Source organism: Pseudomonas fluorescens (genome assembly GCF_004683905.1).
Taxonomy (GTDB): Bacteria; Pseudomonadota; Gammaproteobacteria; order Pseudomonadales; family Pseudomonadaceae; genus Aquipseudomonas; species Aquipseudomonas putida_A.
Genome location: NZ_CP038438.1, coordinates 2,303,351 through 2,321,538 on the forward strand (window position 1 = coordinate 2,303,351; position 18,188 = coordinate 2,321,538).

17 protein-coding genes are annotated in these 18,188 nt (G+C 62.6%); 10 read left to right on the plus strand and 7 right to left on the minus strand.

All coding sequences use genetic code 11. The features are described from left to right. Positions 1-470: 470 nt before the first annotated feature. Positions 471-1,856 carry a type VI secretion system Vgr family protein gene (locus tag E4T63_RS10340; protein WP_135295404.1) on the minus strand — a complete coding sequence of 462 codons (1,386 nt, stop codon included), beginning with the start codon at positions 1,854-1,856 and terminating at the stop codon, positions 471-473. Between the two features lie 219 nt (positions 1,857-2,075). On the opposite strand from E4T63_RS10340, the gene E4T63_RS10345 reads away from it, so the two are divergent. Next, complete coding sequence (locus tag E4T63_RS10345) at positions 2,076-2,780, plus strand: YebC/PmpR family DNA-binding transcriptional regulator (RefSeq protein ID WP_027614601.1); 705 nt, start codon at positions 2,076-2,078, stop codon at positions 2,778-2,780. Between the two features lie 124 nt (positions 2,781-2,904). On the opposite strand, the gene E4T63_RS10355 is transcribed toward E4T63_RS10345, so the two are convergent. Continuing rightward, on the minus strand, positions 2,905-4,218 hold the full coding sequence (locus E4T63_RS10355; RefSeq protein ID WP_135295405.1) for a leucine-rich repeat-containing protein kinase family protein: 1,314 nt from the start codon (positions 4,216-4,218) through the stop codon (positions 2,905-2,907). A 202-nt stretch (positions 4,219-4,420) separates the two neighbouring features. Continuing rightward, entirely contained in the window at positions 4,421-5,542 is a 1,122-nt protein-coding gene (zapE, locus tag E4T63_RS10360) for a cell division protein ZapE (protein ID WP_135295406.1), read from the minus strand. A gap of 287 nt (positions 5,543-5,829) precedes the next feature. Here zapE and E4T63_RS10365 point away from each other — a divergent pair, with 287 nt between their 5' ends. The 7 genes from E4T63_RS10365 (at position 5,830) to E4T63_RS10395 (ending at position 12,444) form a co-directional block, all read left to right on the plus strand. Next, positions 5,830-6,351 (plus strand): Csu type fimbrial protein, encoded by a 522-nt coding sequence (locus tag E4T63_RS10365; protein WP_097088184.1) that lies wholly within the window; start codon positions 5,830-5,832, stop codon positions 6,349-6,351. 104 nt (positions 6,352-6,455) lie between these two features. Next, a complete protein-coding gene (locus E4T63_RS10370) occupies positions 6,456-6,989 on the plus strand; it encodes a Csu type fimbrial protein (RefSeq protein WP_096795681.1) in 534 nt (177 codons plus the stop codon). 20 nt (positions 6,990-7,009) lie between these two features. Beyond that, on the plus strand, positions 7,010-7,546 hold the full coding sequence (locus E4T63_RS10375) for a Csu type fimbrial protein (protein WP_098968110.1): 537 nt from the start codon (positions 7,010-7,012) through the stop codon (positions 7,544-7,546). 4 nt (positions 7,547-7,550) lie between these two features. Continuing rightward, the gene (locus E4T63_RS10380) at positions 7,551-8,051 is read left to right on the plus strand and encodes a Csu type fimbrial protein (protein WP_095138831.1); all 501 of its coding nucleotides are present in this window, start codon (positions 7,551-7,553) and stop codon (positions 8,049-8,051) included. A 34-nt stretch (positions 8,052-8,085) separates the two neighbouring features. Further along, positions 8,086-8,874 (plus strand): fimbrial biogenesis chaperone, encoded by a 789-nt coding sequence (locus tag E4T63_RS10385; RefSeq protein ID WP_135295407.1) that lies wholly within the window; start codon positions 8,086-8,088, stop codon positions 8,872-8,874. A 244-nt stretch (positions 8,875-9,118) separates the two neighbouring features. Further along, the gene (locus E4T63_RS10390) at positions 9,119-11,476 is read left to right on the plus strand and encodes a fimbria/pilus outer membrane usher protein (protein ID WP_135295408.1); all 2,358 of its coding nucleotides are present in this window, start codon (positions 9,119-9,121) and stop codon (positions 11,474-11,476) included. Further along, a complete protein-coding gene (locus E4T63_RS10395) occupies positions 11,473-12,444 on the plus strand; it encodes a Csu type fimbrial protein (protein WP_098968113.1) in 972 nt (323 codons plus the stop codon). Before E4T63_RS10390 ends, E4T63_RS10395 begins: the two co-directional genes overlap by 4 nt. A 124-nt stretch (positions 12,445-12,568) precedes the next feature. Here E4T63_RS10395 and E4T63_RS10405 read toward each other — a convergent pair whose 3' ends face one another. Then, on the minus strand, positions 12,569-13,324 hold the full coding sequence (locus E4T63_RS10405) for an anti-sigma factor family protein (protein WP_135295409.1): 756 nt from the start codon (positions 13,322-13,324) through the stop codon (positions 12,569-12,571). Further along, positions 13,321-13,827, minus strand: coding sequence for an RNA polymerase sigma factor (locus E4T63_RS10410; protein WP_135295410.1), 507 nt, complete (start codon positions 13,825-13,827; stop codon positions 13,321-13,323). Before E4T63_RS10410 ends, E4T63_RS10405 begins: the two co-directional genes overlap by 4 nt. Positions 13,828-13,984: 157 nt before the next feature. Here E4T63_RS10410 and E4T63_RS10415 point away from each other — a divergent pair, with 157 nt between their 5' ends. Further along, on the plus strand, positions 13,985-15,079 hold the full coding sequence (locus tag E4T63_RS10415) for a catalase family peroxidase (protein WP_096795675.1): 1,095 nt from the start codon (positions 13,985-13,987) through the stop codon (positions 15,077-15,079). Further along, a complete protein-coding gene (locus E4T63_RS10420) occupies positions 15,076-15,621 on the plus strand; it encodes a cytochrome b (protein WP_135295411.1) in 546 nt (181 codons plus the stop codon). Before E4T63_RS10415 ends, E4T63_RS10420 begins: the two co-directional genes overlap by 4 nt. Here E4T63_RS10420 and E4T63_RS10425 read toward each other — a convergent pair. Beyond that, the gene (locus tag E4T63_RS10425; RefSeq protein ID WP_135295412.1) at positions 15,618-16,817 is read right to left on the minus strand and encodes an MFS transporter; all 1,200 of its coding nucleotides are present in this window, start codon (positions 16,815-16,817) and stop codon (positions 15,618-15,620) included. The genes E4T63_RS10420 and E4T63_RS10425 overlap by 4 nt on opposite strands. A gap of 149 nt (positions 16,818-16,966) precedes the next feature. Further along, complete coding sequence (locus E4T63_RS10430; RefSeq protein WP_134785978.1) at positions 16,967-18,118, minus strand: M14 family metallopeptidase; 1,152 nt, start codon at positions 18,116-18,118, stop codon at positions 16,967-16,969. Positions 18,119-18,188 lie beyond the last annotated feature (70 nt).

The window sequence follows — 18,188 nt, forward strand, 5'->3', positions numbered from 1 at the left end:
CAATCTCCAACAGCTCACACCCAATCCACTGTGGGAGCGGGCTTGCTCGCGAAGGCGGCCTGCGAGCCGACCCACCTCCAACAGCCCACACCCAATCCAACTGTGAGAGCTGGCTTGCCAGCGATAGCAATCTCCCAGCCGACCAATCTCCAACAACCCACACCCAATCCACTGTGGGAGCGAGCTTGCTCGCGAAGGCGGCCTCCCAGCCGACCCAGCTCCAACAGCCCGCACCCAATCCAACTGTGAGAGCTGGCTTGCCAGCGATAGCAATCTCCCAGCCGACCAATCTCCAACAGCTCACACCCAATCCACTGTGGGAGCGGGCTTGCTCGCGAAGGCGGCCTGCGAGCCGACCCACCTCCAACAGCCCGCACCCAATCCAACTGTGGGAGCTGGCTTGCCAGCGATAGCGACCTCACAACCACCCAGTTTCTTCCAGGTGTACTCAATGCCAATGTCTGCGGCGCTTAGGGATCGGCACCGTGCAGCAGCCAATCGAGCAACAGGCTGCTGTCGCGCGGTGGTGGTGTTTCACTCGGTGGCGCAGGGCGTGGGTTGGCGAGGCACAGAATCGGTCGATCCGGGTCGCTGTCGAGGAAGCTGACCCACACCTCACTGCCGGCGCGGGGCAACTGGTGGGTGGCGAGCCGGCCGGCGCCGGTCAGTGCGATTGGCAGCCACAGGCATGCAGACTCAGTTGTCTGCGCCGGCCAGAGGTTGACGCCGATGCGCCCGCGATCATCCAGTTGCGCGGGCTGGCCGGGCGATCCCAGCACTTGTGCCAGATGGTAGCCGCCGATGTTCGGGCGCGGCTGTGCCAATGGCGGGCGAAAATCGCTTGACCAGGGCAGGGCAGTGAAGTCGTTTCGATAGCGATGCACATCAGTGGTCGGGTCGAGGATCGAGGGGTGCTGGCCCTGGTGATGCAGTTCGGTGATCAGCCATTGTTCATTGAAGGTATTGATCGGATGCTCGCTGATCTGTAACAGATGCCCGCTGCGCAACGCGCTGCAATCGCAGTTGCCCCGGATCGAGCGCGACTGACAGCGCTGGCGCTGCAGATGGCGACGGCTGCGTTGTTCGGCGTGACGCTGTTCGCCCGACAGGTTCTGCGGTGCGAGTGCGGGCAAGGGATGGTTGGCCGCGTCGGTGGCGATGGCCTCCTGCCCGCGGTTGCGAATGCCGTGCGCAGCCATCACCGGTGGCGCGTCATGGCGCTGAAACAGCGTGCTGACGCGCGGTGATGGTGTGTCGACGGTGATGCCAAACGGCACCGGCAACGGTTCCTGCGGCAGGCTGAGGTTGTCATCGGCAAACACCAGCACATGCCCGTTCGGGTGATGCTCGAAGTGATAGTGGATGCCTTCCTCCTCACACAGCCGTTGCACGAAGGCCAGGTCACTTTCTTCGTACTGGATGCAAAAGGGCCGCGGCGGGTATTGGCCGACGCTCATTTCGATCCGGTAACTGTCCGCCGGCAACTCATGCTCGCCGAGCAATTGCGCGAGGATCGTCGGCACGCTCGTTTGCACGAAGACCCGGCGCCGGGGCGGCTGGTCCAGACTCAGCAGCAGCGGGACGAGGATCAGCCGGTAGCCGATGCGGTGGCTGGCGCGATGCTCGCAACTGACGCTGTGGATCAGACCGTGGATCCCGTGATCGGCGCCCAGGCGCAGGAACGCCGGTTGGCGCAGCAGACTGCCTGGGGGCAACGCCGGTGCCAGACCGATCATTTCAATCTCGAAGCGAAACGGCTGATTGAGTGCTTCCTTGCCACTGAAACGCAAGACCGGCAGGCACAGCGGGCCGTCGGTCAGGGTCAGGGTGAACGGGCTTTCCTTATCATTGAGCATTCGTACGGGCTCTGTGGGCAATACGGACGGCAGAGGGTACGAAAACGCGAGCACGAATGGTCATGGCTGGTGGGCTTTTCAGAATCGCCCTACAAGTCGTGGTGACGATGTCGATTCAACAATGATTTTTTTGGTCGATTGCCGACTTTAGGCCGTATAAACTTGGCGCCACGCGTCGGCCAATAGATGTCTCGGCGCCACAGATCAAGAGAGTGAGTAATGGGCGCACAGTGGAAGGTTAAACACAAAGAAGCGGCAGCCAACGCCAAGGGCAAGATCTTCGGCAAACTGGTGAAAGAAATCACCATCGCTGCCCGCAACGGTGCCGATACCGCCACCAACGCACACCTGCGTCTGGTGGTCGAGCAGGCCAAGAAAGCTTCGATGCCCAAGGAAACCCTGGACCGCGCCATCAAGAAAGGCGCCGGCCTGCTGGGCGAAACCGTGCAGTACCACCGCGTGACGTACGAAGGTTTCGCGCCGCATCAGGTTCCGTTGATCGTCGAGTGCGTCACCGACAACATCAACCGCACCGTCGCGGAAATCCGGGTGGCGTTCCGCAAGGGTCAACTGGGCGCTTCCGGTTCGGTGGCCTGGGACTTCAACCACGTCGGCATGATCGAAGCGTCGCCGGACACCCCGGACGCCGATCCGGAAATGGCCGCGATCGAGGCCGGAGCCCAGGACTTCGAGCCGGGCGAAGAGGGCGCGACCCTGTTCCTGACCGATCCGACCGACCTCGACGCCGTGCAGAAAGCCCTGCCTGAGCAAGGCTTCACGGTTCTGTCGGCCAAACTCGGCTACCAGCCGAAGAACCCGGTCAGCGGCCTGAGCGCCGAGCAGATGGCTGAAGTTGAAGCGTTCCTCGAAGGCCTGGACAACCACGACGACGTGCAGGACATGTTTGTCGGTCTGGCGGGCTGATTTGCTGCAAAGATAAACTGTGGCGAGGGAGCTTGCTCCCGCTCGGCTGCGCAGCAGTCGTTGTTTTTGGGACGGCTTTGCCGTCCAGCGGGAGCAAGCTCCCTCGCCACAGGATTTGCGTCAGTTAAAGCGTTTCCAGGACCTCGATCACTTCGCTGAACCCCGGCCGCGCCAGCACATCCGTCTGACAGCAACGCTGTTCCAGCGCCTCCAGCACCTCGCGTTGTTCATCGCTCAACCCCGAGTCGACGCGCGCCAGCAATTCCCCGAGCAGAACCCCGAACGCCCGCACTTCGATGCGTTGCAGTGCCCGGGTTTCCAGGTTGTCGGTGGTGGCATGGAACGACGCCGCGCCGAAATCCCCGAGCAAGCAATCGCCCTGATCGTTCAGCAGAATGTTGTGGCCGTAGAGGTCGCCGTGGGTGATGCCCTGTTGATGCAAGTGCTCGGCCGCCGAAGCGATGCCCTTGGCAATGTTCAGCGCCACTTCGGCACTGAAGCGGCAGTCCTCGGCATACACATCCCGCGAGCAGCTCGCCAGGCTCGGCAATGCCGCCAGGTTGCGAAAGCTTGGGTCGATCAGTTGCATCACCAGCCCCTGCTGGCCATCGGGATGCCCGTGAATACGGCCTTCCACGCGGATCAGGTTCGGGTGCAGGCCGGCGGTGATGCAGGCGTTCATCTCGTGCAGCGGCGAACCGTCGCTGGTCATTTCACCTTTATAGAGCTTCACCGCGACCGGCACCTGCGAGCCGTCGGCGCGCTGCCACTGCGCCCGGGAAATCACCCCCGAGGCGCCTTCGCCCAGGCGCTGTTCCAGACGCAGCGCCGACCAGTCGATCAGCGGCGTGGCTTCCAGCGCGGCGGCATCGGCTTCGGTTTCCAGCGGATTGCCGGCATACGCCAGCCAGGTCAGGCTCGGCAGGGTCAGCAGCCACTGCGGCAGTTCACGCATCTGGTTGGCGGCGATGCGGATCAGCTCCAGGCGATGGCACTGGCTCATTGAGGCGGGCAGCGCTTGCAGGCGATTGCCGGCCAGCAGCAGTTTTTGCAGATACGGGCGCTCACCCAGTTCGACGGGCAGGCTTTCGATGCAGTTGTCGGTCAGGATCAACCAGCGCAGCAGCGGCGGCAGTGCTGCGCCCGGCACGTGGCTGATGCGGTTGGCCTTGAAGCCGATCATCGTCAGCGCCGCGCATTTTCCGACGCATTCCGGCACCTCGGTGAAGTGGTTGTCCGAGCAAAACAGAATGCGCATCCTGGTCAGGCGATGCAGATCATCGGGCAGACTGCTCAAGGCGTTGCCGCTGAGGTTGAGCACCTCCAGCGTATCGGCCAGTTCGAAAATCTCCCGGGGGAACTCGGTCAGGCCGCAAGACAGATCCAGCCGGGTAATGCCCGACAACTCGCCGGCGCGCAATTGAGCAAGGGTGTGCATGGGGATGTTCACTATCAAAGGAAAGAAGCGCCGGGCGCTCGGAATGGGCGACATGATAACGGCAAAGCCGGGATTTGCACTGAAGAACACTCTGATCCACTGTGGGAGCGAGCTTGCTCGCGAAGGCGTTCTGTCAGTCAGCGATTCGTCACTGACACTCCGCTTTCGCGAGCAAGCCCGCTCCCACAGGGGATCCGAGTTGTCAGTGGGTTTCCTGCAACTGCCCCAGGCGACTGCGGGTGCGCGCCAGATCGATGGCATTCCCGCCAAGGGCCTCGCGCAGTGGCAAGCGGCTGAGCAGGGTCAGGTGCTTGTCCTGGTCGTAGAGCACGTCGATCAGGTTGATGAAGCGCTGTTGTGCGGCGATCGAGCACTCACCGAGTTCCGGCAGGTCGTCGATGATCCACTGGTCGAAACGCCGACACAGCTCCAGATAATCCATCACCGCTGTCGGTTGCTCGCACACGTCGCTGAAGGTGAAAGCGACCCGGCTGCCATCGCACAGGCGCGCCTGAACGTGTCGGCTGCCCACCGGCAACGCAATGGCCGGGGCACCTTCGGGCGGCAGGTTCAGCGCCTGGCGCTGGGTTGCGGTGGCTGGCCACACATAGTGGCCCTGCGTGAAAACCTGATGCGCATGGTTGCTCGCCTGGCTGCGGTAATCGTGCGGGCCGCCGACCTCCATCACTTGCATTCGGGCGTTGATCAATTCGATCACCGGTTTGAAGCGCGCGTGATAGAGCGGGTTGGGCAGCAAGCCTTCCGGCGGATAGTTGGAAGTCACCAGCAGCAGAATCCCGCGCTGGAACAAGGCCTTGAACAGGCGGGTGATGAGCATCGCATCGCCGATGTCATGCACATGAAATTCGTCGAAACACAGTACCTGGCAATCGGCTAACAGCTCGTCGAGGGTAACGCCGAGAGCGTCGTCCTGTTCGCGATGGTTGAACATGCCCTGATGCAACCGGGCAAAGAATTCATGGAAATGCACGCGCTGTTTCTGCGCGGTCGGCAGTGCCTGGAAAAAACCGTCGAGCAGCCAGCTCTTGCCGCGTCCGACCGCGCCATGCAGGTACAGGCTCGGCGGCATTTGCGGCTTGGCGCCGAACAACAGGCTGGCCTGCTGCGCCATGCAATCGATCACCCGCTGCTGGCTGTGGCTGAGGGTGTAACCCTGACTATGGGCCTTGTGCCGGAAATAGTCGCGGATCGACTGGGCATTCGCGTCATGCCCGGCATGCGCTGGCCGGCCCTTGGCGAACCAGCGGCGCAGCGCCGACCAGCGTAGGGTCAGTGGCGATCGTTTGGGCGCTCGAGAGGGCACAGTGCAGTCACTCCGTGTTCATCAGACCCGCGCCCGGGAGCGCGGCGCCGTAGTGTAACCAGAGGCTGCGCCCGGCTTCCATCGCGGCTCGTCGACTGTGGGCGATCACTGAACAGATTTGTGCGGGACGTACAGCTATTTTCAGCGATGTAATTCGCCGTGTTGCCAAACTTTCGAAACATATCCCGGCAGGACCATGGATCCAATCGACTGGCGGATTCGTCGTCCATTGCTACCCTGAAACACAGTAACGTCATCCAGGATGTTCCCTCACAAGGAATGGGACAGTGATTGTACGTGTGGTGATGGGCCTGCTCGGGGTGCTTGGGGCCTCGGTGCATGCGGCGGATCTTCAGGTCGAAGTCCGCGTTGACGTGCAGCGTGGCTGCCAGTTGATCGGCCAGCAGCGCGAGGCGGGTATCGAACAATTGGGCGTGCTGGATTTCGGCAGTATTGCGCGTCTCGACGACCCGGCCGGGCCACTGGGTGCGGCGCTGACCAACCAACGGTTGCCACGTCTGGAATGCAACCCTGACACGCCGTATCAACTGCGGGTCGACGGTGGCCTGCATGGTGGCGTTGGCGAGGTTCGCTACATGGCGGGGGCGGCGGGGAGCCAGCCGATTCCATATCGGCTGTATCAGGACGCGGCGCGCCGGGTGCCGCTGGTGGTGAACGTGCCAGTCAGCGGCCGGGTGCCGGACACCGGCACGGTGGAGTTGCCGCTTTACGCGCGGATCGAGCGTCTGGCGCAGGTGCCGCAGGTCAGCCGCTATTCGGATCTGGTGAAAGTCACCGTGACCTGGTGAGTGCAGGATTTCAGGCAATCCGCTGGAGGCGGATTGCGCAGGGAAGGGGCGTTCAATGCAGAACGCAAGGTACGCAGGCATCCTGAAGGAGTAGGACGGACGCTATGACAGGCAAGCACTGGATGGTTATCGCCACGGGTACGTTGCTGTTGCTCGCTGACGACGCACAGGCGGCGATCAGTGGGCAGATCAATGCGCGGCTGATCCTGATCGCCGGGTGCGAAGTCACCAACAGCGCCACCCCGGCGATCCCGGTGAGCAATCTGGGCACCCTCGATTTCGGTCAGCAGGGGCCGACCTGGAACGCGCCGATCAAGGCCAGTCTCGACGGCGACAGCAGCGGCAAGCTGAACGTCGCCTGCAATCCCTCGGTCACCGGTTTCACCGTCACCATCGACGGCGGCAGCCACGGCGACGGCACCACCCGCCGCCTGAGCAACGGGCGCCAGACCCTGCCTTATCAACTCTTTCTGGATGCCTCCGGTAGCCAGCGCTACAGCATCGGTCAACAACACAATTTCGCTGTCACCAGCGGTGCGCAGATACCGATTCCGGTGTTTGGCACGGTGGTGGCGAATACCCGCGCGGTTCCGGCAGGTGTCTACACCGACACGCTGACGGTGACGCTCGACTGGTAACCCCGTAGAGGACGGACACCATGCGCAAGTTTGCATCAAGGATAGGTTTGTCGTTGCTCGGCCTGACGCTGGTTTCCAGTGCCAACGCCGCCACCACGGTCACCGGCCAGATCACCGCCAGCCTGACCCTGATCAGCAGCTGTCAGGTCAACGGTGCCGGCGGCTCCACCGGGCTGAACTTCGGTGCCTTGAACTTCGGCACCGCCAACAGCCTGTTCACCACCGCCAGCGGGCAGGTTCTGGGCGGTGGCGGCGGGGCGCTGTCGATTCTCTGCTCCAGCGGCACGACCCCGGTGGTCAAAGTGCGCGCCGGTGCTCACGATGGGCAGTCGCCGGGCGGCGCTCGTGCGTTGTATGACGGTGTCGCCAACTACGTGCCGTACGACTTCTACACCGATGCCGGGCATTCGCAGCTGCTGCCGATCGACGGGACGATCAACCTGGCGACCAGCACTGGCGTGGCGCAGACGGTGAATATCTACGGTCAGGCGGTGGGCAAGGCCGGGTTACCGGCGGGGACGTACACCGACACCGTCGCTGTTGAACTGACGTTCTGATGCCATGCGCCGCCAAGGCTGTGCCGCGCTGCTCCTGCTCTGTGCGGGCAGTGTGCCGCTGCCGCTGGGGGCGGCGACCAGCCAGAGCTTTCAGGTCAGCGCGACCATCACGCCGGGATGCCTGGTGGTGGGCGGGGTGTCGAATTACGGCGGACTGAATTTCGGTTCGAGTTCGGCCCTCGCGACCGGCACGGTGCAAGTGGCATTGACCGGCGGCGTGCAGTTGCAATGCACGCCGGGGGTGGCACTGAACATGACGGTCGATGGCGGCCAGTACAACAGCAGCGGTCGCCACATGCAGATCAACAGCGGCAGTGCGCGGGTGGCGTATGCGCTGTTCCGCGATGCGGCTTACAGCCAGAGCCTGGGCATCGGCCAGAGCGTGGCGGTGGCCTATAGCGATGCGAACAACATCAGCCTGCCGATTTACGGTCAGGTGCAATTGCCGGGCAATCAGCCCGGGGGGACGTACAGCGACGTGTTGCAGGTGCAGCTGTCGTGGTAAAGCGACATTTGAATGGCCGACAAGGAGCAGGTTCATGGGGGCAGTTACGTCTGGGCATTCGTTGTTGCAGGGCGCGTTGCTGGCACTGGTCATGCTCGGGGCCGGCCATGCGCAGGCCACCAGCTCGGTGCTGATCTGGCCGATCGATCCGGTGCTGGAGGCCGATCAACAGGCCAGTGCGCTATGGCTGGAGAACCGTGGCACGGAAACCGCCAACCTGCAGATCCGTGTGTTCGGCTGGAGCCAGAGCGGCTTTGCAGAGCAATACCAGAACCAGCGCGACGTGATCGGCAGCCCGCCAGTGGCGAAGATCGAACCGGGGCAGAAGCAACTGGTGCGCCTGACCCGGACCAAGGATGTGCCACCGGGGCAGGAACTGGCCTACCGGATCATCATCGACGAAATCCCTTCCGCCCAGCCGCCGGCTGCCGAGGGCGGCAAAACCGCGGCCGCGATCCGCTTTCAGATGCGCTATTCGGTGCCGTTGTTTGCCTACGGCGCGGGGCTGTGGAGCAAGGAAGACAGCACCCGCCCGCGTGACCCCAAAGGTATCGGTGTGCCGCAGCTGAGCTGGCGCACGGTGGCGGTGGACGGTCGACCGTATATCGAAGTGCGCAATCAGGGCGCGGTGCATGCGCGGCTGACCGACGTGGCGATCAAACAGGGTGGACAGAGCAAGCCATTAGCCGAGGGGTTGCTGGGTTATGTGCTGCCGGGCGCGGTGATGCGCTGGCCGGCACCTGGGGCGTTGGCGAGTGAGTCGGCGTTGCAAGTGCGAGTCAATGGCGGGGTCCAGGTGCAGAGCATTGCGCCGGGACGCTGAAAAGGGAGCCATGCCGAGTGGACTTTTGTGGCGAGGGAGCTTGCTCCCGCTGGGTTGCGAAGCCGCCCCAAGCCATGTCAGGCAGTCCGCTTAAACAATTCTGACGACGGCTGCGCCGCCGAGCGGGAGCAAGCTCCCTCGCCACAATGAATGCATCGTGTCGTCAAAATTCCAGAGAAAGATAACTGGCTTTGGCAAGAGTGGCATCAGGAGGATCGAGTCCATTGACGGACGTAAAGCGTGTATGAGCCCGGGATGGGGTCGACGTATTCAGCGTCCGTTGTGGCTCATGACTGGCGCGTGTTGCCTGATGTTCGTGCAACCATCCGAGGCCGGCGAACTGCCGCCACCGCCCAGCGGCATGGAGGCCGTGAGTGATGCACAGTTGTTTCTGGAGTTGGTGGTCAATCAGATGAACACCGGGCGGGTGGTGGCGGTGCAGCAGCGTGACGGGCATCTGTTTTTGCCGGCCAGCGTATTGGCTGAAACCGGGATGAAACTGCCGGGCAATCCTGGTGCTGAAGTTGATCTCGACGGCCTGCCTGGACTGCACAGCGAATACGACAGTGTCGGCCAGCGCCTGCTGCTGGTGGTGCCACCGCAGTGGCTGCCGGATCAGTTCATCGGTAATCGCGAGAACTATTCGCGCACCCCGGCGCTGAGCAGTTTCGGCGCGTTGTTCAACTATGACCTGTACCTCAACGACACCGACGATGCCGGCACTTATCTGGCGGCGTGGAACGAGGTGCGGCTGTTCGATAGCTGGGGCACGTTGTCCAGCACCGGGCAGTACCGGCGCACCTTGTCCGGCGATTCGGTCAGCACACTGGACAACGGCTACCTGCGCTACGACACCACCTGGCGTTACTCCGACGACGAGCGAATGCTCACCTACGAGGGCGGGGACGTGATCAGTGGCGCCTTGCCGTGGAGCAACTCGGTGCGTCTGGGCGGTGTGCAGTTCTCACGGGACTTTGCCGTGCGTCCGGATCTGGTCACCTATCCGTTGCCGCAGTTCGCCGGTGAGGCCGCTGTGCCGTCGTCGGTGGATCTGTTCATCAACGGCTACAAGTCGAGCAGCACCGACCTGCAACCGGGTCCGTATACCCTGACCAACATTCCTTTCATCAACGGTGCCGGGGAGGCCGTGGTGGTGACCACCGATGCGCTGGGGCGGCAGGTATCGACCACGGTGCCGTTCTATGTCACCAGCAGTCTGCTGCAAAAAGGCCTGAGTGATTTTTCGGTGGCGGCCGGTACGTTGCGCCGCGATTACGGATTGAAGGACTTCAGCTATGGCCCTGGCGTGACTTCCGGCAGCCTGCGCTACGGTGTCAGCGACAGCTTCACCGTGGAAAGCCACGCCGAAGCGGCTGACTCGCTGACCCTCGGCGGCATCGGCGGCAATTGGCGTCTGGGAAATTTCGGCGTGCTCAACAGCGCCATCAGTCAGAGCCGATTCGACGGCGACGGCGGCGAGCAGTTGAGTCTTGGTTATCAGTACAGCAGCCAGCGCTACAGTTTTTCCTGGCAGCGCTTGCAACGCCGCGATCAGTACGCCGACCTCAGCGTGATCGACAGCCCTTATATCAGCCTCAGCCGGCGCAGCGAGCAGGCGACCCTGAGCGTCAACCTCGAGCGCTGGGGCAGCCTCGGTGCCGGTTATTTCGATGTGCGCGCGGCGGACGATTCGCGCACGCGTCTGCTCAACCTGAGCTGGAGCAAACCGCTGTGGCGCAACAGCAGCTTCTATCTGTCGGCCAACCGCGAGATCGGCGACAGCAACTGGGCGGTGCAGGCGCAACTGGTGATCCCGTTCGATCTGCGCGGTAGCCTGGCGATCAGCAGCGAGCGCAGCAAGACCGGGCAGAGTCAGCAGCGGGTCAATTACAGTCGTTCGGTGCCGACCGAGGGCGGGGTCGGTTTCAATCTGGGATATGCCAAGGGTGACGGTCCCGACTATCGCCAGGCCGACGTGACCTGGCGTCTGCAATCGGTGCAGTTGCAGGCCGGGGTCTACGGCACGTCCGACGCCGAGACCCGTTGGGCCGATGCCAGTGGCTCGCTGGTGTGGATGGACCGCCAGGTGTTCGCCGCCAATCGCATCGACGACGCGTTTGTGGTGGTCAGCACCGAGGGTTTCGCCGATATTCCGGTGCGCTACGAAAACCAGCAGGTCGGTCAGACCGATAAAAACGGCCACTTGCTGGTGCCGTGGAGCAGCGCGTACTACCGCGGCAAATACGAAATCGATCCGCTGAATCTGCCGGCCAACGTGCGCAGCCCCAACGTCGAACAACGCATCGCCGTGCGCCGTGGCAGCGGCTATTTGCTGGAGTTTCCTCTGACCCGGGTGATCGCCGCGAGCATCGTGCTGGTAGATGCGCAGCAACGCGAACTGCCATTGGGCGCCGGCGTGCTGCACGAGCAGAGTGGGGCGCGCACGGTGGTCGGCTGGGACGGGCTGGTCTATCTGGAAAACCTGCAGGCGCAGAACTCGTTGCAGGTGACGCTGGCCGACGGCAAAACCTGCAAGACGCAATTCGAAGTGGATATGCGGCAAAGCCAGGTGCCGCTGATCGGCCCGTTGGTGTGCCAATGAGCGCGGCGCGGATCTGCCTGTGTCTGGCGTTGCTGCTGCCGGGGATGGCGCAGGCCTTGTGTTCGGTGGTCAGCACCACGCCGGCGGCGTTCGGTTCGATCAGCTCGATTGCCGTGCGCACCACGACGCAGCCCAGTTCCACGCTCAATGCCGGGTTGAGTTGTACCGGTTCGCTGTTGTCATTGCTGACCAGCAACGACCATTTCTACGCCACCATTACCTCGACCCAGAGCGGCTTGCTCGGGCCGACCGGTGACGTCATCGGCTACACGATCTACGCCAACAACAGCACCAGCTACCCGGTCACCCGTGGCACCGCCTTCGACTTCGCCCGCAACGGCATCATCGATGCTTTGGGGCTGCTCAACGGCACCACCCCGAAAACCGTGCCGCTGTACTTGGGCACGACCATTGGCAGTAACGTCGCCGCCGGGGTTTATACGGAAACCCTGAGCATTTTCTGGAACTGGAATTACTGCTCCGGGATCGGTATCGGCAGTGTTTGTCTGGGGCGCGACATCAATAGCGGTACCGCGACGTTGACGGTGAACCTGACCGTGTCCAACGACTGCACGATTACTGCGCCGAACATTGCCTTTGGCAGTGCACCGGTAATCAGTGCCTTTACCCCGGTGACCGGGCAGACCATCAATCTGGCCTGCACCAAGGGCAGTGCTTACACCGTCGGTTTGAGCGACGGACAGAACCCGGTCAGTGTCGGCGGTCGGCGGCGGATGATTTCCGGAAGTAATTATCTGGCCTACGACATCTTCAAAAGCGCTGGCACCACTCGTTGGGGCAGTGTCGGCAGCGCACGCCGGTCGAGCACTGACGCCGAGGTCAATCCAGGAAATGGTCTGGGCACCGGGAGCCAGATCTTCAATTACAACGCGAAGATCTACACCGATCAGACCACACCGCCGGCGGGGACGTACCTGGACAATGTGGTGCTCGATGTAGGGTTCTGACTCATACGATGACCCCTGTGGGAGCGGGCTTGCTCGCGAATACGGTGTGTCATTCAGCAATGATGGTGGCTGATCTACCGCTTTCGCGAGCAAGCCCGCTCCCACAGGGGGATTGGCGCAGTTTTCACAATGGCAGTGACTGCCTCAATTGCTGCACCGCCGGCGAATCCGTCGGGCTGACCATCGCATAGTTGTACCCGCCACCGGACCAGTAATCGGCCTGCAGATCGCCGTCGCTGCGACTGCCGCGTGGCAGGAAGGTGTTCTTCGGCCCCGGTGGCCGCACGTAGAAACTGACCTTGTGGCCGCTGCGATCCTCATACACCACCATCGCCGCCGGGCCTTCATCGGTGCTGAGCAGGCGGCCACTGACCGGTTCGAAACCGGCGGATTTCAGATCCGGCAAGCGACTGGCCTGGGTGAAATAACGGTCGAGCCAACGCTGCATATCGCCGTCAGCGTCGACCTTGTAGTCCGCCGGTAATATCCCTTGCTGGGCGATCAAACGATAGGCCTGCAAGGCGTCGGTCATCGGTAGTGTGGTTGAGCGCACCAGGGTCATTTCCCGCGCCTGCCAGCCACTGAAACCGCCGATGCCGACCGCGATCAGCAACACCGCCGCGCTGGCCAGGTGACGACGCGACTGACGCTTGAGGCGCTGGCGAATCAGCGTGGGATCGAGTTCCGGATTGGCCGGTTGCTGCAAGGCACCGCCCAAGGCTGCGCGCAACAACTGGGCGTCGTGCTGCCAGGCGCGCACCTGCGCGGCGGCTTCCGGGTGAGTGGTCAGCCAGGTGTCGACCAGACGCCGGTCGGCCTCGTTGAGTTGATGGTCGACGTACGCGTGCAGGTCACGCTCACTGGGAGGCATGCTGATCATTTGAGTATCCGCAAAGAAGGGCTGCTGATTTCGCCGTCGCTGAGCTGGCGCAAGGCCTGGCGGGCGCGGGACAGGCGCGACATCACCGTGCCTGTGGGGATGTCGAGGATTTCGGCGACTTCCTTGTAGCTCAGGCCTTCGACCGAGACCATCAGCAACAGCGCGCGTTGTTCAGTGGGCAGGCGATCGAAGGCTTGCAGGGTCGATTGGGCGATCACGGTGCGCTCGACCGAGGGTTCGGCGTCGTCGCGACCGGTGAAGAATTCGAGCATCCGCGCATAACGACGCGAGCGCCGATGGGCGTCGAGAAATTGCCGATAGAGAATCGCGAACAGCCACGCGCGCACATCACCCTCGGCGCGTTTCGCGCCCCAGCCGGACAGGGCCCGCTCGAGGCTGGCCTGCACCAGATCGTCGGCGCTGCTGCTGTTGCGGGTCAGTGACACGGCAAAGCGGCGCAATCTGGGAATGATTTCTCTCAACTGTTCGTCGAATTCGCTCATGAATTTCTGCTAGTCACTACGCTGTGGACTAGGGAGACGTCTGCCGTTCGAGGTTATTCCACGTTCGGAAAAATAAATACCGGGCCATGGAATAAATCCCGCTGGGGCGCGTCTTGCTGATTCTTCCTACTTGTGGCCGATGGCCCTGGAGTTATTCATGGTTGATCGCACTTCACCGCCGGGCAGGCCGTCGCGCCCGCCCTTGAGTGCCGCGAGCACAGTGTTGCGCCTGACGGCGATTGCCGTGGTGGTTGCCGCAGTGGCCGGGGCGTTTGCCTACGTGCACGGTAACCTTGACCCACAACGTCTGACGCCCAAGGCGCTGGTCGATGTGCTGGAGAAAAACAACGGCGTGCATCCCGGGTTCCGGCGCAACCACGCCAAGGGCGTGTGCGTGATCGGGCATTTCGAGAGCAGTGGCGAGGCGCGGGCGTTTTCTTCGGCGCAGGTATTCAACGAGGCGCAAACCCCGGTGGTCGGGCGTTTCGCATTGCCGGCGGGGAATCCCTACGCCCCGGACAGCAGCGTGCCGATCCGCAGCCTGGCGCTGCGTTTCACCCAGGCCAACGGTCAGCAATGGCGCACCGGGATGAACAGCATGCCGGTGTTCCCGGTTGGCACCCCCGAGGCGTTCTATCAGTTGCAGCAGGCGCAGTCGCCGGATCCGGCCACGGGTAAACCGGATCCGTCGAAAGTGCCGGCATTCTTTGCCGCGCACCCGGAAGCCGTGCCGTTTCTGACGTGGGTGAAGACCGCCAAACCGTCGGCCAGCTATGCCACTGAAACCTACAACAGCGTGAATGCGTTCTATCTGGTCAACGCCAGTGGGCAGAAGCAGGCGGTGCGCTGGAGTGTCACGCCACTGGCGCGCGATGCCGCCGGAGCCTCGGCGCCGGAGGGGGCGGATTTTCTCGAGAAGGATCTGGTGCAGCGCCTGGCCGAGGGACCGTTGCGCTGGCAGTTGAATATCACCCTGGCCAACCCCGGTGATCCGGTGAACGATGCCAGCAAAACCTGGCCCGAGGGTCGCAAGGTGATCAACGCCGGCACGCTGGTGCTGGAGAAGACTCAGCCGCAGCTCAGCGGCGAATGCCGCGACATCAACTACGATCCGCTGGTGCTGCCAGCCGGGATCGAGGGCTCCGACGACCCGCTGCTCGCGGCGCGTTCCGCCGGTTACGCCGATTCTTATCTGCGGCGCACCAGTGAAGTCAGCCAATTGCCCGCCGCCCGTCAGGAGGCTCGCCCATGAGCACGCAACCGACTCATTTCGCGCTGTTGGCGCGGCTGCTGCACTGGCTGATGGCGCTGATGATCATCGCCATGTTGTTCATTGGCGCCGGCATGGTCACTTCGGTTTCACAGCGGCATGAATGGCTGATTCATCTGCACAAACCGCTGGGGATTGCGATTCTGCTGCTGGTGGTCGTGCGTCTGTTGGTGCGGTTTTCCACTCGACAGCCGCCGCTGCCGGCGGATCTGCCGGGCTGGCAGGTGATGGCGGCCAAGGCTTCGCATGTGTTGTTGTACGCCTTGATGCTGGTGCTGCCGCTGCTCGGTTGGGCGATGATCAGTGCCTCGGGGGAGCCGGTGATGCTCAGCAATACCTTGCAGTTGCCATCGATTTTGCCAGCCGACGCGCAAGTATTTGCCCTGCTGCGCAAGGCGCATGGCTATCTGGCGTACCTGTTGTTCCTGACTGTGCTGTTGCACCTGGCGGCGGCGCTGTACCACGGTTGGGTGCGCCGCGACGAGGTGCTCGACAGCATGTTGCGCGGTCGCGATCGCGATTAACCCGCTTGTGTGGCGCACCGCTGCGGTGCGCCACTTCTCAGGGTCAGCCACCAATAACCCAGCGCCACTGCGTTGATAACGGCGCCAAGCAGACACACGCCGGTCCAGCCGGCCCAGGCGTACATCGCCGTCGAGGTAATCGAACCCAATGCACTGCCGATCGAATAGAACAGCATGTAGCCGGCGGTGAGGCGGCTTTGCGCTTCAGGGCGCACGCTGTAGATCATGCTCTGGCTGGTGACGTGCACGGCCTGCAAGCCCAGATCGAGGGTGATCACGCCGAGCAACAGCGCCCACAGCGAGGACTGGGTGAGGGCGATCGGCAGCCACGAGGCGAGCATCAGCAGCAGCGACAGACCGCTGACCCATTGGCCCAGGCCGCGATCAGCCAGATGCCCGGCGCGCGCGGCGGCAAGTGCACCGGCGGCGCCGGCCAACCCGAACAGGCCGATTTCACTGTGCGACAGCGACAGTGGCGGGGCGGCCAGCGGCAGCACCATCGGCGTCCACAGCACCATGGCGCTGGCGAAGGTCAGCAACGCGAGGATTGCCCGTTGGCGCAGCACCGGCTCTTGCCGGAACAGACTGAACACCGAAGCGATCAGCGCGCCGTAACGGCTCGCCGGCTGCGAGACTTCATCCTTGGGCAATACGCGCAACAGCAGCAGCGCCATCAGCAGCGTCAGCCCCGCCGACAGCAGATAGATCGCCCGCCAACCGGCCAGATCAGCCATGGCCCCGGCAATGGTGCGCGCGAGCAGAATGCCGACGACGATGCCGCTGGTGACGACGCCGACCACCCGACCGCGTTGCGCCGGGACGGCTAATGTCGCGGCGTACGCCACCAGCACTTGCGTCACCACGGCGAGCAAACCGGTCAGCGTCATGCCGAGCAGCAACCACACACTGTTGGGCGCCAGCGCGATCATCAACAGTGTGGCGGCCGAGAGCAGGGTCTGGGTGACGATCAGTCGCCGTCGGTTGAGCAGGTCGCCGAGTGGCACCAGCAATACCAGACCGATGCCATAGCCGATCTGCGTCAGGGTAATGACGATGCCGATGGTTGCCGGTGACATGGCGAAGGCATCGGCCATGGCGTCCAGCAGCGGCTGCGCGTAATACACGTTGCCCACCGCCAGTCCACAGGCAATGGCGAACAGCAGCACCACACTGCTTTTGAGGGGTTGAGATTGCATGCCCTGATTCCTTTTTGGGTTTTAAATTAAAACCAGAATCAAAGTAGATAGTTTGGTTTTAATTTGCAACCTGATTGGAGGTGGCATTTTATTGCGCAAAAAAAAGATCGCAGCCACAGCTGCGATCTTTGGGTGGAGCGGGGGAGGGATCAACGCAGAGTGTCGACCATGTCTGCGATGGTGGTCAGCACGTCCTTGCCCAACTGTTTCGAGCGCTTGCCCGACCAGCCCGTTTTTTTGTCCGGATGGTCGTCGTGATCCTTGAACGGCATTTCCAGGGTCAGCGCCAGGCAGTCGTATTGCTGCCCGACCGCGTTGCAGGCCAAGGTCATGTTGGCCTGGCCCGGTTCGTCGCGGGTGTAGCCGTATTTGGTCTGGAAGTCTTTGGTGGTGTGCTTGAGGTGCGTGCGGAAATGCTCTTCGAGCTTCTCGATGCGCGGCGTGTAACCCGGGTTGCCTTCACAACCGGCGGTGAACACGTGGGGAATTTCTTCATCACCGTGTACGTCGAGGAACAGATCGACGCCGTACTTTTCCATCTGCTGCTGTACGAAAAGTACCTCGGGGCTGACTTCCTGACTGGCGCTCTGCCAGGCGCGGTTCAGGTCCTGGCCCATGGCGTTGGTACGCAGATGGCCGTGGAAGGCGCCGTCCGGGTTCATGTTCGGCACCAGATACAGATCCGCGCTGGCCAGCAGCTTGTTCAACACCGGGTCGTCGTGGCGTTCCAGGCGTTCGATCACACCCTCCATGAACCATTCGGCCATGTGCTCACCCGGGTGCTGTTGCGCGATGATCCAGATTTTGCGCTGGCCTTCGGCGCCCCTGCCCTTGCGCAGCAGTTGAATGTCACGACCTTCGACGCTTTTGCCGGTAGCCAGCAACTCGGTGCCGGCCTTGCTCAGCGCCTGCTCAATCAGCCAGTCGTGACGACCGCGGCTGTAGGGTTCGAAGTAGGCGAACCAAGCGTGAGTCTGCTCGGCTTCGAGGCAAAAGCGCAGGCTGTCGCCTTCGAAACTGGTAGGAATACGAAACCAATTCACATGGTCGTAGGACGCAACAGCCTGATAGCCAGTCCAGGCCTTGTTGTAAGAGGATTGACTGGCGTTGACCAGGCGAAACCAGTGTTCCTGATGAACATGCAGGCCGCTGGCCTTGAAGTGGAACCACTGGAAGTGAGCGCTCCGGGTATCCGGGCGAATGGCCAGAACCGGGTTGAGCGGATTGGAAATATCGATGACTTGAATGTTGCCGCTGTCGAAGTTGGCGCTGATGTCGAACGAAGATTTGGCCACGGTCATAATCGGTTCCTGAATATGATTTTTATGGCGGCTACTTTACACGCAAGACTGGGGTGAAACCGAGGGAAAT